At 62.2% G+C, this 13,674-nt stretch carries 12 protein-coding genes; 6 read left to right on the forward strand and 6 right to left on the reverse strand.

The features are described 5' to 3' along the window. Positions 1 to 50: 50 nt before the first annotated feature. The 5 genes from AC19YX_RS00175 to AC19YX_RS00195 form a co-directional block, all read right to left on the reverse strand. Entirely contained in the window at positions 51 to 566 is a 516-nt protein-coding gene (locus tag AC19YX_RS00175; protein WP_500605354.1) for a hypothetical protein, read from the reverse strand. Between the two features lie 311 nt (positions 567 to 877). Beyond that, a complete protein-coding gene (locus AC19YX_RS00180) occupies positions 878 to 1,888 on the reverse strand; it encodes an ABC transporter substrate-binding protein (protein WP_421546786.1) in 1,011 nt (336 codons plus the stop codon). Between the two features lie 43 nt (positions 1,889 to 1,931). After that, on the reverse strand, positions 1,932 to 2,798 hold the full coding sequence (locus tag AC19YX_RS00185; RefSeq protein ID WP_500605355.1) for an ABC transporter permease: 867 nt from the start codon (positions 2,796 to 2,798) through the stop codon (positions 1,932 to 1,934). Positions 2,799 to 2,849: 51 nt separating this feature from the next. After that, on the reverse strand, positions 2,850 to 3,731 hold the full coding sequence (locus AC19YX_RS00190) for an ABC transporter ATP-binding protein (protein ID WP_500605356.1): 882 nt from the start codon (positions 3,729 to 3,731) through the stop codon (positions 2,850 to 2,852). A 15-nt stretch (positions 3,732 to 3,746) separates the two neighbouring features. Then, complete coding sequence (locus AC19YX_RS00195; protein ID WP_500605357.1) at positions 3,747 to 4,640, reverse strand: TauD/TfdA dioxygenase family protein; 894 nt, start codon at positions 4,638 to 4,640, stop codon at positions 3,747 to 3,749. A 199-nt stretch (positions 4,641 to 4,839) separates the two neighbouring features. Here AC19YX_RS00195 and AC19YX_RS00200 point away from each other — a divergent pair, with 199 nt between their 5' ends. The 6 genes from AC19YX_RS00200 (at position 4,840) to AC19YX_RS00225 (ending at position 12,096) form a co-directional block, all read left to right on the forward strand. Then, complete coding sequence (locus AC19YX_RS00200; RefSeq protein ID WP_500605358.1) at positions 4,840 to 5,229, forward strand: DUF2946 domain-containing protein; 390 nt, start codon at positions 4,840 to 4,842, stop codon at positions 5,227 to 5,229. Between the two features lie 255 nt (positions 5,230 to 5,484). Next, entirely contained in the window at positions 5,485 to 7,407 is a 1,923-nt protein-coding gene (locus tag AC19YX_RS00205) for a TonB-dependent receptor (RefSeq protein ID WP_500605359.1), read from the forward strand. Between the two features lie 62 nt (positions 7,408 to 7,469). Continuing rightward, positions 7,470 to 7,901: a copper uptake system-associated protein gene (locus tag AC19YX_RS00210; RefSeq protein ID WP_500605360.1), complete on the forward strand. Its 432-nt coding sequence runs from the start codon at positions 7,470 to 7,472 to the stop codon at positions 7,899 to 7,901. A 171-nt stretch (positions 7,902 to 8,072) separates the two neighbouring features. Next, positions 8,073 to 8,588 (forward strand): sigma-70 family RNA polymerase sigma factor, encoded by a 516-nt coding sequence (locus AC19YX_RS00215; protein WP_500605361.1) that lies wholly within the window; start codon positions 8,073 to 8,075, stop codon positions 8,586 to 8,588. Between the two features lie 5 nt (positions 8,589 to 8,593). Further along, a complete protein-coding gene (locus AC19YX_RS00220; protein ID WP_500605362.1) occupies positions 8,594 to 9,565 on the forward strand; it encodes a FecR domain-containing protein in 972 nt (323 codons plus the stop codon). A gap of 104 nt (positions 9,566 to 9,669) precedes the next feature. Then, positions 9,670 to 12,096, forward strand: a complete 2,427-nt coding sequence (locus tag AC19YX_RS00225) for a TonB-dependent siderophore receptor (protein WP_500605363.1) — start codon at positions 9,670 to 9,672, stop codon at positions 12,094 to 12,096. A gap of 156 nt (positions 12,097 to 12,252) precedes the next feature. Here AC19YX_RS00225 and AC19YX_RS00230 read toward each other — a convergent pair whose 3' ends face one another. Beyond that, positions 12,253 to 13,185: a site-specific integrase gene (locus tag AC19YX_RS00230; RefSeq protein WP_500605364.1), complete on the reverse strand. Its 933-nt coding sequence runs from the start codon at positions 13,183 to 13,185 to the stop codon at positions 12,253 to 12,255. Positions 13,186 to 13,674 lie beyond the last annotated feature (489 nt).

The raw sequence follows: 13,674 nt of genomic DNA on the forward strand, positions 1-13,674 counted from the left end.
GATTTGAAGCCCGGGACTGCCTCCGGCCGGCGTTTTCGCGGACGCGAAAATCAAAGCCCTGACGATCGGCTGCTAACTGGTCGACGCGTCATTTCCTCCAGCACCTGGTCAAGGTGCGGCGCCAGTTCAAACACCACGCTATCAATTCCTTGAGCAGACCTGGCCTCGTACGTATAGCGAGTTTCGACGAAAAGTCTTGAGCACGCCCGGATCCGTTCCTCGAGCGGGAAACCAGGTGAGAGACGATCCGAGATTTGACGCAGTTGCTCAGCCAGTTCTGGAAAAATTGCCTTATAGAGAGCCCGCAGATCGTGCTTGTCGTTTGGTAGGCCGCTCATCAACTTCAGGTACCCTTCGGGATCTTCTCTATCTCCAGGGTGATTAGGATCAAACTCGACAAGAAATGATTTGAGATAAAGTTCGCACGCTAATCCAGCATTCAATGCCGCTGGCCAGAACAGACCGAAGTCGCCGTTTTGGGCATGTCGCTCGATAAGCTGTGCAGATTTTAAGTATTCTCGCGCTTCTTCAACAACGCGAAGACTTGGCAAATTTTCACGAATCATAGCTTCCTTGCTCCAGATATTTGAAGGGGAAACGGCTACAGGCCACGGAAAACGTAGCTTGTTACCGATTACACGCGCTGTCAGAGAGTAGCTAATTTACCTACCCTGAAAGATAACGTACATGCTTGAAAGATAACTAACACGGATGAACGAACCCTTGTTCATCTAATAAGCTACCCTCCTCCTTTTTTATAATCGATAAGAATAACTAAACTAAATAACCATTTAGTTTAGTTATAAAAAACTTAAATATGCGAGCCTTTCAATACGGCCTTCCCGCCTGCGAATTGATCCGCCCTCTTCCTTCTCCCTCAGCTCCCAGCACCGCCGTGGGCCTCTTCGAAGAAGTAGTCCTTCCAGCTTTGCGCCTTGTTTTTCAGCACGCCGAGCTCCTGCAGTTTTTCGGCGTAGATAAAGGTGCGCTGCGGCACCACGGTGAAATCGATTTCCGGGTCGGCGACGATCTTCTCGACCAGCGCCAGGGGCAGCTTGGATTGCTCGACACGGATGTAAGTCTTGGCCGCCGCCGGTTTGTCGGCCTTGATGATCTGCTCGGCTTCGGCCAGGGCGGCATAAAAGGCCTTATAGGTTTTCGGGTTCTGGTCGTGGAATTTTTCCGTGGTGTACAGCACGTTGAATGTCCCTGGGCCCCCTAGTACGTCGTAGGAACTGAGCACTTTGTGCACGCCCGGTTTCTCCAGTTCCTGGTATTGAAACGGCGGACTTGAGAAGTGCGAATTGATTTCCGAACCGCCGGCAATCAAGGCCGCCGTGGCATCGGGATGGGCCAGGCTGACGGAGATGTTGTCGAACTTCTTGAAATTGTCGTTACCGAACTGCTTGGCGGTTTCGATCTGCAGCGTGCGCGACTGGAAGCCCACACCCGCCGCCGGCACCGCGATACGGTCCTTGTCGCTGAAGTCCTTGAGGCTTTTGACCTCGGGGTTGTTGGTCAGCAGGTAGTTGGGCATCGAGCCCAACGAGGCGATTGCCTTGACGTTCTGTTTGCCCCGGGTGCGGTCCCAGAGGGTCAGCATCGGCGGTACCCCGGCCGATACCACGTCCAGCGCCCCGGCCAGCAAGGCTTCGTTCATTGCGGTGGCGCCGGAGATGCTGTTCCAGTCGACCTTGATCTCCAGGCCCTGCTCCTTGCCATGTTTCTCGATCAGTTGCTGGTCGCGCACCACATCCAGGATCAGGTAACCGATACCGAACTGCTGGGCGATGCTGATCTTGCCCTCGGCCTGGGCACCGGTGCTGAGCAAGGCGCCCAGGGTGGCGGCCAACAATGTCAGGGTGTTGCGTTTGTACGTGATGGCCATGATTAACCTCGTGGTGATTGAACAATGGGCGGGGTTGGCGCTGTCAGCGCTGCATGCCCCAACGCTTTACAGTCAGGCGCTCGACATTGGCGAACAGCAGGTTCTCCACCAGCAGCCCGATCAGAATCACCGCTGCCAACCCGGCGAACACCTTGTCGGTGTACAGCTCGTTCCGGTTCTGGAAGATGTACCAACCCAGCCCGCCCTTGCCCGACGATGCGCCAAACACCAGCTCGGCGGCGATCAGGGTGCGCCAGGCGAAGGCCCAGCCGATTTTCAGGCCGGAAAGAATCGACGGCAGCGCTGCCGGAATCAGGATGTACCAGACCAGGCGCAGGCCCTTGAGCCCGTAATTGCGCCCGGCCATGCGCTGGGTTTCCGACACCCCGCGAAAGCCGGCATAGGTATTGAGCGCCTGCGGCCACAGCACTGAGTGCACCAGGACAAAAATCAAGCTGTTCTGCCCCAGGCCAAACCACAGCAGTGACAGCGGCAGCAAGGCAATGGCCGGCAGCGGGTTGAACATCGCGGTCAGGGTGTCCAGCAGGTCGCGTCCCAGTTGGGTCGACACCGCAAGGGTGGTCAGCGCAAACGCGAGCACGATGCCGATCACGTAACCCTGGAGCAGCACGGTCAGGGAGATCCAGACCTTGCCCGGCAACTCGCCGCTGAGCATGCCGTCGTAGAAGGCGGCGGCGGTCTGCAGGAAGCTGGGCAGCAACAGGTCGTTGTCTTGCAATCGAGCAGCCACTTCCCAGATCACCGCCAGGACAATCAGGATCAGGCTCTTGCGCACCCAGCCTAGTTGCCAGATACGCAGTGGCCAGGGGATATCGCGGGTCAGGTCGTGCTGGGTAAATGGCTCCAGCGCGACTTCGTATTCTTCACGCACAGGACGGGTAAGGCTCATGCTGGGATTCTCTTGAGATCGGTAGCGCGTTACGCCGCGCAGGGCCAGGCTTCAGTACGCAATGCGCAGGTCCTGGAAGTTCAGCTCGGACACAGGTGCACTGCCCTCCTCCTCGTTGAACAACAACCGGTGAATACGCTGCGCGGTGTTCTGGAAACCCACGCCACCCAGGCTCTGCAGGTCATATTCGTGGCTGTTGATCTCGGCCCGTACCCGTCCGGGGTGCGGTGACAGCAGGAGAATCCGGTTCCCCACCACCAGCGCCTCTTCTATCGAGTGAGTGACGAACATCAAAGTGAATTGCACCTCGTCCCACAGTTGCAGCAGTTCCTCCTGCATCTTGCGTCGGGTCAGGGCATCGAGGGCGGCAAAGGGCTCATCCATCAACAGGATCTTGGGCTGCATGGCCAGGGCACGGGCGATGGCGACCCGGGCTTTCATGCCACCGGACAGGGTGTGCGGGTAAGCATCGGAGAATGCGCTGAGGCCGACTTTGGCCAGGTAGTAATGAGCCCGTTCCCTGGCCTCCTTAACCTTCAGGGTGCGAGACGCCAATAACGGAAACATCACGTTTTGGATCACGGTCTTCCACGGTGGCAGTTGGTCGAACTCCTGGAACACCACAATCCGATCCGGCCCGGGTTGGGTCACTTCGGTGCCGGCCAGGCGAATCTGCCCTTCGCTGGGCGTGATAAACCCGGCCACGGCCTTGAGCAGCGTCGACTTGCCACATCCTGAGGGACCGAGCAGCACGAAACGGTCGCCCGGATCGATTTCAAAACTGACTTGGTGGGTGGCGCGCACCACGCGCTTGGCGGTGCGGTATTCGAGGCTGACATTTTGCACCTGCAGCAGCGGCTCGGCTGCCGCTGGATCAAGGTGCCGGGTGACCGTGCTTTTGCTGGCCGTGTGGCCTTGCAGAACAGCGTTCATGGAAAAGCTCCCAGGTCAGAACGGCGCATCACCCTGGATGGTGGTGCGAAACAGTTTGCGGCGTAGGTGTGCCGGGCATCCGGCAGCCAGGTGGATCAGCGAGCGGTTGTCCCAGAACACCAGGTCATGGGCCTGCCACTGATGCCGGTAGACATGCTCGGCCCGCACGCTGTGGGCATAGAGTTCGGTCAGCAACTGGCGGCTCTCATCGGCCGGCAACCCGACGATATGGGTGGTAAACCCCTCACTGACAAACAGCGCCTTGCGTCCGGTTTCCGGATGCACGCGCACGATCGGATGGCTGACCTCCACCACCTGGGCCAGTTGTTCGGGGGTCAGGGTGGGACGCCAACTCGCGGCGTTATGCCCCTCGCTGTAGCGCGCGGTGTAACTGTGCACCGCTGAGCGGCCCTCGACCGCCTCGCGCAGGTGTTGCGGCAAGGTGTCCCAGGCCAAGTGCATATCGGCAAACAGCGTATCGCCGCCTTCGCTGGGCAATTCCTGGGCATGCAGCATCGAGCCCAGGCTCGGCAGTTCCTTATAGGAAAGGTCCGAATGCCAGTACTTGCCGGCGTCCCCCAGGCCGATCGGCTGGCCGTCTTCAACGATGTTGGAAACGATCAGGATTTCCGGGTGGTTGTGCAGCAGGAACTGCTTGAGCACATGAATCTGCAACACCCCGAAACGGCGGCTGAAATCGATTTGCTGCTGCGGCGTGATGCGTTGATCGCGAAACACCACCACGTGATGGTCCAGGTGGGCCTGGTGCACGCGGGCAAAATCGAGCTCATTGAGCGGCAAGGACAGGTCCAGCCCCAGGATCTCGGCGCCGACCCGTCCGGAGAACGGGCGTACTTCAAACGGTTGGGCGGCAATGGCAGAGGTTGAAACGAGGGAGGCTGCTGGCATGAGAACTCCGACTCCGTAAGCGGCGGCTGACTGAATGGGAGAACTTTAGAGGTATAAGAAACTTAATTTAAATACCTTTATTGCATATCAATAGAGCGCGAATGAGTAGTCAGAGGAGCGCTATCGCCAGGTATCGGGCCTCCTGGACCAGGCAGACGGACACTTTCTCTGCTCGAAGTCCGGTGCTAGAGTTCGCGCCATGGAACGAACCCCCACCGACCGCTCGCTGATTGCCTGGATGCTGTATGCCTGCGTCCTGTTCAATCTATTGGCCTGCGGCATCGCTCACGGACAGATGAGCGGTCTCACGCTCAACGGCCTCGGGGGGCAGTTCTGTTCGGTGTCCACCTCCGGTTCCGGCCTCAGCGACCTCGCCGCTGATCCGGCGACACAGGCCCAGAGCGACTGGGCCAGCACCTTCAACTGCCCGATGTGCAGTTCCATTACCCTCGGTATTGTATTTTTTGTCTGCATGGCCTGGCTGATGCGCTCGCGTAAAGTCCAGCGCCGTCCCGTTGAAACCCGCAGTAAAGCCCCGCCCCGCTATTCCTGGCCCTCGGCCAACCCTCGCGCCTCCCCCTTGCACTGATCGATCAGGGTCATCGCGGCCTGACTTCGCCTGTGTCCGTGCGTTTTGCCGGGTGCCCGGTGCCGTCACGTCGATAGCGCCACTTGCCGGCCCTCGGGCCCGCCTCGGTGTGCGCGCTGCTGACCCTTTCCAACCCTGATCACACCCTCGCCTGCGGCGCCGAGTGCGCCGCAGCTGGAAAGTATCAAGCATCAAACCACCGGCCGGTGCGGCTGCATGGGCATCGGCCCGGGTGCATGACAAGGAACGCAAGGCATGACAAACAAGGCAATTTGCTACGGTTTATCCCTGACGCTATGGGGCGCCAGCGTCGCGGCCAAGGCACAAGACCAGAGCCTGGAACTGCCGGCAACGCCGGTCATCGGTTCCTCGGTGATCGACCAGAACAGCGTCGATTCATTTGCCAGCCTGACCACCGTGGTCGGCCAGCAACAGATCCGCGACCTCAACGCCCTGGACCTGGCATCAGCCCTGCGGCGGACGCCTGGGGTCACGGTTTCACGCTTCAACCCGGTGGGTTCGTTTGGCGGTGCCGAAGGCGGCGCGGTGTATATCCGCGGCATGGGAGCCAGCCGGCCGGGCAGCGAGATCAAGACTTACATCGACGGCGTACCTTTCTACATGGGCGTGTGGGGCCACCCGCTGCTGGACCTGCTGCCGATCAATGCGATGCAGAGCATCAACGTCTACAAGGGCCCGCAGCCGCAGAAGTTCGGCAACACCTTTGCCGCCATCGACCTGACCCCACGCACCGCCGACGCTTTGGACAATCAGCACGGCGAACTGCAATTCAGCGGCGGCAGTTCTCGCACCGCCACCGAGCAGGCATCGCTGATCGGCCGCAGTGGCGACTGGGATTATCTGCTGGCCCAGGGGGCGGCCCATTCCGACGGGGACCGGGCGGATGGCGATGGCCGCCTGAACAATGGCCTGGCGCGGCTCGGCTACCGCTTGAACGACAACTGGAGCGCCGGCCTGTTGCTGCTGCACGCCAACAACCAGGCCTCGGACCCGGGACAGAAAGGCCGGCCCGAAACCAAGACCGGCCACTTCAATACCCGTGGCACCCTGGCGTCGGTGTCACTCGACCATGGCTACGAGTGGGGCGACGGCAGCGTCAAGCTCTACCACAACCAGGGACGGGGCAGTGCGTTGGAGCAACAAGGCCTCGACGGCGACACCATCAGCGATTTCACCCTGCAAGGGCTGCGCTGGGAAGAAACCCTGCGCCCCTGGCGCAACGGCGAAGTGGCGCTGGGCCTGGACATTGATGAGAGCAAAGGCAGCGTGGCCTATAAGCGTGTTGCCCCCGCGCCCCGCGCCGACTTCGATGCGCCGACCCTGCGCGTGATCTCGCCGCACCTGGCCCTGAGCCAGGCTTTCGAGCTGAATCAGGACTGGACCCTGACGCCCTCGGCCGGGGTGCGCACCTACGACCACAACGTGTTCGAAAGCGCGACTGCGCCCCATGCCGGGTTGCTGCTGTCCAGCAGCCAGCTGGAGTTTCGCCTGAACCGGTCGCGGGGCATCAACTACCCGGGCCTGGGGGCGCCGGTGATGGCGAATCTGATTCCAGTCCTGGGCGACACCTGGCGCGAATTGAAGCCGGAGCAACTGGATCACCGGGAGTTCGGGGTCAAGTTCAACCCCTTCGACCGCACGACCCTGGACCTGGCGCTGTTCAAGGACAAACTCCAGGACCGCTACCTGTTCGCCTTCCCGCCGGCGGTTTCACGGCCTTCATTCATCAACCTCGGGGACTACCAGATCAAAGGCGCCGAAGCTACCTGGCAACAGCGCTGGACCGATAGCTGGAGCAGCTTTGTCGGCTACACCTGGCTCCAGCCATCGCTGAAGACCCTGCCCTACGCCCCCCGGCAATCGCTGTCGCTGGGGACCACTTACGAAACCGGCCCCTGGCGCTTCAGCACCGATGCCCAGTACCAGCGCGGCATGTATGTACTGGCCGAAGAACGCACGGCCGGGGCGAACAACTTCTCCCAGGTTTCAAGCTTCACCGTGGTCAACCTGCGGGTCGGGCACGCAGTGCCGGCCCTGGGCAAGGTCGGCGAAGTGTTTGTCGCCGTGGAAAACCTGTTCGACCGTGACTACGCCTACCGCACCGGCTACCCGATGCCCGGCACGTCGGCGCAACTGGGACTGAAACTGGGCTTTTGACCTACCGCTATCCCCTTCGCTGCCGGCCTGTCGCCGGTGGCCTCGACTCGAGGAAACACCCCATGAAATTTACCCCCTTGTTACTGCTGCTGGGCAGCCTCTCCACTGCGGTCCTGGCCGATAGCGCCGCCGACCAGCAAAGCATCGAACACCTGATGCGCCACACCTGGGAACGCCCCGACGCGGCGCTGGATGTCGGGCCGGTGACGGTCGAAGGCGGGCACGCCGTCGCCGGCTGGACCCAGGGCCAGCGCGGCGGCCGGGCACTGCTCAGCAAAAGCGCCAGCGGTTGGCGGGTGGTGCTCTGCGCCGGAGACTCGTTGCTCGACCCTGCCACCCTGCGCAGCGCCGGCTTGACGCCTGAGGCTGCAGGCCACATGAGCCAGGCAGTGATCCAGGCCGAAAGCGCCCTGCCCCCGGCCCGGGTCAAGCAACTGGCGCTGTTCAAAGGCGTGATGCAGGTCGAGCAGGATCCGGCTCATCAAGGCCATTGATTGAGCACCCGGTTCATGAACTGAGCCTGTGCTGATCTGCCGCCTGGCCAGCGGCTGGTCGACGCCGCGTCAGGCCCGCTCCGTTGGGAGGATCCCCCAGATCCTCCTTGCGCCCGCGGCGGGCTGTAAATTAGCATTGGGAATACTTCTCACTCTCAAAAATAGCCGTCCATGAGCGATTCCCTGCCCGCAGGCCTCCAGACCCACAGGCGCACTGTCGAGGCGCTTTACAGTGGTCATCACAACTGGTTGTACACGCGCCTGCACAGGAAGCTGGGCAATGCCATGGATGCGGCCGACCTGGTGCACGACACCTTCACCCGGATCCTCGCCTCGCGGGTGGAGATCATCGAGGAACCACGCGCCTACCTGAGCTGTGTCGCGCGCGGGATCCTGGTCAACTGGTATCAACGCAAGGCACTGGAACGAGCCTACCTCAGCGCCCTGGCGCAGTTGCCGGAGCCCGAGGTGCCGTCCCCCGAACAGCGTTTGCTGGTGCTGGAAACCCTGCATGAAATCGACGCCCTGCTCGACGCCTTGCCGCGCCTGGTCAAGCGTGCGTTTCTGCTGTCGCAGATCGGCGGCTTGAAATACGACGACATCGCCAGCCAGCTCGGGGTGTCGCTGATCACCGTCAAACGCTATATGAAACAGGCCTTCTTGCAGTGCCTGAGCCTGGTGGAGTGATGCCCATGGCCAGCAAGGCGTCGATCATCGACCCGCAAGTACTTGAAGAAGCCGCCGAATGGCTGATGCGTCTGCACGAAGGCGAGGTCTCGGCCCAGGACCACGCCGCCTGGGAACGTTGGCGCACCAGCAGCGCCGAATGCCAGCGGTCCTGGGAGCGTGCCGAACAGTTGCTGGGCAAGTTCGGCGGGCTGCCGCCGACGGTGGCGATGTCTTGCCTCGACCGCCCGCAAAACCCGGGCCGCAGGGCGGCGCTGGGCAAGCTGGCGGCGCTGCTGGCCGTGGTGCCGGCGGGCTGGAGCGCCTGGCAGCTCGCCGAATGGCAACAATGGACCGCCGATTACCGCTCGCAGGTCGGCCAGCAACGGCACCTGACCCTGGTGGACGGCACCCGGCTGACCCTCAATACCGACTCGGCGGTGGATGTGCGCTTCGACGCCCAGCAACGCCTGGTGCTGTTGCGCCGTGGCGAGATTTTCGTCGACACCGCGGTCGACAACCGCTCCAACCCGCGGCCTTTCCTGGTGGCGACTGCGCAAGGTCGCATGCAGGCCCTGGGCACGCGCTTCAGCGTGCGTGAAGAACCTTCGCGAACCCTGCTGGCGGTGGTCGAAGGTGCAGTCCGCGTGGCCTTGGCCGGCGCCGGAGCAATGCCCCCTCTGATCGTCCAGGCCGGGCAGCGCAGCGCCTTCTCCGCCCTCGCCTTCGAAGGCCTGCAAGCCATCGACAGCGCTGCCCTGGCCTGGACCCAGGGCATGCTCCTGGCCGACAAGATGCGCCTGGCGGACTTTCTCAGCGAACTGACGCGTTATCGCCGGGGCCTGGTGCGCTGCGACCCGGCCATTGCCGACCTGCCCATCTCCGGCTCCTACCCGCTGAGCGATACGGGTCGGACTTTGAACATGCTGGTGCAGACCTACCCGGTGGTGGCCAAGACCCATCTCAATGGCTACTGGGTGCTGTTGTCGCCGAGCTGAATCGCCTTCGAAAAAAATAATCGATCCGGGCTGATACTTTTTTCGATCTCGGCTGGCTAGAGGAGAAAGTACTCCTCAACTCGTCAATAAAGGATCCTCCCTCCATGTCCGTTGCCCGTCCTCCCCTGCTGGACCGCAGGTTGCACCTGGCCATTCGTAGCGCCCTGCTGGGCCTGGCCCTGGCATCGGCCAGCCCGAGCCTGTGGGCCGCCGCGCCGGAGCAACTGAACAGCGTCGCCAGCCGCCCCTACGAGATCGCCAGCGGCCCCCTGGGCTCGACCCTGTCGCGCGTTGCCGTCGAAGCCGGCCTGGCGCTGTCGTTCGACCCGGCGTTGACCGAGGGCCTGAACAGCCCCGGGGTCAGCGGCAATTATTCCGCCCGAGAGGTCCTGCAACAGCTACTAGCCGGCAGCGGCTTGGACCTGGTGGGCCGCAGCGATGGCAGCTACACCCTGGTGCCCCGCCCGCGTGACGGCGCCGACCTGACCCTGGAGCAAACCACCATCAACGCCAGCGCCAACCTGGCCGACACCTTGCCCGAGGTGTATGCCGGCGGCCAGGTGGCACGCGGCGGACGCCTCGGCCTGCTGGGCAACAAAGACCTGATGGACGTGCCATTCAACGTGGCCAACTACACCTCCACCATGATCAAGGACCAACAGGCGGTGACCGTGGCCGACGTGCTTGAGCGCGACTCTTCGGTGCGGGCTACCGGCCAGACCGGCGGCGTGGTCGACTCGTTCTTCATTCGCGGGTTTCCGATCGGTGAAGGCAACCTCGGCGAGCTGGCGTTCGATGGGGTATATGGCGTGGCGCCCAACTACCGGGTGTTTACCGAGTACGCCGAACGGGTCGAGGTGATCAAGGGCCCCGGCGCCCTGCTCTACGGCATGTCGCCCAACAGCGGCGTCGGTGGCGTGATCAATATCGTGCCCAAGCGCTCGCTGGACCAGGACCTGACCCGCTTCACCGCCAGCTACGCCACCGACAGCCAGCTTGGCGGGCATATCGACCTCAGCCGGCGGTTCGGCGACGAGCGCCAGTTCGGGGTGCGCATCAACGGCAGCACCCAGCAGGGCGATACTTCGATCGACAAACAATCCCGGGAAGTCGATATCGGCGCGATCTCCCTGGATTACCAGGGCGAGCGCCTGCGCACCAGCCTCGATCTGATCAGCCAGCAGGAAGAATTTGACGCGCCCTCGCGGCCATTCCTGATTGCCCAGGGGGTAGACATCCCGTCCGCGGCCAACGGCAGCACCAATGTCACTCAGGACTGGGGCTGGGCCAAGACCCGGGACAAGGCCGCGCTGCTCAGCGGCGAATATGACTTGAATGACGCCCTGACCCTGTTCGCCCATGCCGGTGGCGGCAAGTCCGATGTGGCGCGGATGTCCGACCAGACGCCAACCATCACCAACGCTGCCGGCGACACCTCGTCGGTGCCGGGCTACTACAAGTTCGAGGTCGAGCGCTACACCGTGGATGCCGGCGCACGCGCACGGTTCGACACCGGGCCGGTGGCCCACAGCACGTCGCTGCAGGTCAGCCGCTACCGCGACGAGCTGTCACGGGGGATTATTTCCGCGCCGGCCGTGTTGTCCAACATCTACCACCCGGTCGATCATCCGAAACCGGCGATTCCCACCCCGGATGCGCTGAAAGTGTCCGAAACCGAACTCTCGGGCGTGGCCCTGGCCGACACCTTGTCGGTGCTCGATGAGCGCGTGCAGGTGACCCTCGGCCTGCGCAAGCAGAACATCCGCTCCGACAACTACAGCCCAGCCGGCGTCGTAACCTCGGCTTACGATGAAAGCGCCACCACCCCGCTGTTCGGCGTAGTGATCAGGCCCTGGGAACATGTGTCGCTGTACTACAACTACATCGAAGGCCTGAGCAAGGGCGATGTGGCCCCGGCCACGGCGTCCAACTCCGGGGAAATCTTCGCCCCCTATATTTCGCGCCAGCAGGAAGTGGGGCTCAAGGTTGACTACGGCACCTTCACTTCGACCCTGAGCCTGTTCCAGATCAAGAAGCCCAGCGGCGAGCTGGCCGCCGGGGTGTACTCGGTACAAGGCGAACAGCGCAACCGTGGAGTCGAGCTGAACATGTTCGGCGAAGTGGCCGAGGGCACGCGCCTGCTCGGTGGCGTGACCCTGCTGGATGCCGAGCTGACCAAGACCGGCACTCCCGCCAACCGTGGCAACAAGCCGGTGGGCGTGCCCGAGGTCCAGGCCAACCTGTGGGCCGAATGGGACCTGCCCTGGGTGGAAGGCCTGACCCTGACCAGTGGCGCAATCTACACCGGCAGCCAGTACGTCAATCAGTCCAACGCCCAGGAGCTCGACCCCTGGACCCGAATCGACGCCGGGGCCCGCTACAGCACCCAGATCGAAGGCCGCCCGACCACCTTGCGCGCCACGGTGCAGAACCTGTTCGACCGTGAATACTGGTCCGGCGTCGCCTCCTATGGCGCCTTCTCCCAGGGCGCGCCACGCACCCTGCTGCTGTCGGCCTCGGTCGATTTCTAAAGCTGCGGCGCTCTGGGACACAACGTGTGTCAGGGATGTTTGCGGTGTTGGACGGTGCCAGTGCAGCCTACGGCAGCGGCTACAGCTGTAGCCGCTGCGAGCCCGCGAGGCTGCGCTGGTCCTCACAACCACCGTGCTGGCCCAGAACTATTGCAACTACAGATCGAACCGGTCGATGGCCCGGCGCCGCTCGTTGTCGTCGCGCACATCGTAATTGGCCGTGGTCTGGATATTGGTGTGGTGCGCCAGCTTCTGGGCAATCGACAGGTCATGTTCTTCGATCACCCGGGTGATGAACGAGCGGCGAAAGTCATGGGGCATGATCCGCACCCCGACCTCGGCCCCACGTTGCCGGGCGATGTAGTAGATCGCGTGTTTAGTCAGGCGCTCGCGGCAGATATGGCTGCCCCGACGGATGCGATTGAACAGGAACAGATCATCCTCCTGCCCCGGTGGTAACTGCGAACGGCGGTAATCGAGCCAGGCCTGGAGCTTGGCGAACGCCCACTGCGGCGCATATTTGATCAACTGCTTGTTGCCCTTGGCGATCACCTGCAGGCTGCGTTCGGCGAAATCGACCTGGGCCAGATCCAGGTTCACCGACTCCGACTTGCGCATGCCCGAGCCATACAGCACCGCGATGATCGCCGCATCGCGCAGGCCCTGGGGCCGCGGATCCGCCGCGCAGGCCGCCATCAACTCCTGAATCAGCGTGCGCTTGAGGTTGCGCCCCTGGGACAGCCGCGTCCCGGCCATGGGCTTGACCGAGCGCATGCGCAGCAGATGCTCCTGGCTGATCAGGTTCAGGCGCCAGGCCTCGTTCATCACCCCGCGCAGCGCATTGACGTACAACGACGAGGTGTTGGGCGCGTAACCGTCGCTGCGCAGCGCCGACACCAACTCGATCACATCGGCGGGCTGCAACCGGTGCCAGGCAAGGTCCTCGATATTGCTCTGGTCGTGGCCCAGGCGGTCGGCGGCATCCTGCAGCACATAGCGCATGGTCAACTGGCTCGATGGCGCCAGTCGGGCGAGGTACAGGGTCAAGGGGTTGGCAGCGTGCAAGGGGTGCTCTTTTGTCCGGGTCATGGCGGTGGGGCGAACGTGAGGCACGTTCAACTTTCAGGCGGTTCACGTTGAGCGGATTCAATCCGGGTTGCAAGGTTTCAAGCGCGAATCCATCGCCGCAAGGGATGTTCAGGCATTTGCCAAAGGGGCTTGGCGTGGGCCTTGGCATCCATTTGAAGTCGGCGCGGGGCAAAGTCTGAACACTAGCTGTCTAGGTCAAAGATAAACGCCGCGTTGGCTTTTTTTTCATATTCGTTTCACATTTTTCCGCTTAACCTGAATCCACTCTCAAGCCTGAAGCGTAATGCAAGTCATTCCTCCAATTGAAAAGATAACACCTTGATCTACATTTACTTTTGGCCTCTATGGTCTTTACTGCAACAGAGCATGAATCCCCACGTCGCGCTGACTTATGGATGAGACTGAATGACTGTACATGCCCCTCCTCGCCACACACCGGTTACGGCGCGCACCGCGTCCTCGACTTTGCTTGACTCCTGACACTTTTTC

It is taken from the genome of Pseudomonas sp. MF09150 (genome assembly GCF_059862355.1).

Coding starts and splice junctions, on each gene's coding strand:
- AC19YX_RS00175 (WP_500605354.1), bottom strand. CDS start 566: ATGATTCGTGAAAATTTGCCAAGTCTTCGCGTTGTTGAAGAAGCGCGA.
- AC19YX_RS00180 (WP_421546786.1), bottom strand. CDS start 1,888: ATGGCCATCACGTACAAACGCAACACCCTGACATTGTTGGCCGCCACC.
- AC19YX_RS00185 (WP_500605355.1), bottom strand. CDS start 2,798: ATGAGCCTTACCCGTCCTGTGCGTGAAGAATACGAAGTCGCGCTGGAG.
- AC19YX_RS00190 (WP_500605356.1), bottom strand. CDS start 3,731: ATGAACGCTGTTCTGCAAGGCCACACGGCCAGCAAAAGCACGGTCACC.
- AC19YX_RS00195 (WP_500605357.1), bottom strand. CDS start 4,640: ATGCCAGCAGCCTCCCTCGTTTCAACCTCTGCCATTGCCGCCCAACCG.
- AC19YX_RS00200 (WP_500605358.1), top strand. CDS start 4,840: ATGGAACGAACCCCCACCGACCGCTCGCTGATTGCCTGGATGCTGTAT.
- AC19YX_RS00205 (WP_500605359.1), top strand. CDS start 5,485: ATGACAAACAAGGCAATTTGCTACGGTTTATCCCTGACGCTATGGGGC.
- AC19YX_RS00210 (WP_500605360.1), top strand. CDS start 7,470: ATGAAATTTACCCCCTTGTTACTGCTGCTGGGCAGCCTCTCCACTGCG.
- AC19YX_RS00215 (WP_500605361.1), top strand. CDS start 8,073: ATGAGCGATTCCCTGCCCGCAGGCCTCCAGACCCACAGGCGCACTGTC.
- AC19YX_RS00220 (WP_500605362.1), top strand. CDS start 8,594: ATGGCCAGCAAGGCGTCGATCATCGACCCGCAAGTACTTGAAGAAGCC.
- AC19YX_RS00225 (WP_500605363.1), top strand. CDS start 9,670: ATGTCCGTTGCCCGTCCTCCCCTGCTGGACCGCAGGTTGCACCTGGCC.
- AC19YX_RS00230 (WP_500605364.1), bottom strand. CDS start 13,185: ATGACCCGGACAAAAGAGCACCCCTTGCACGCTGCCAACCCCTTGACC.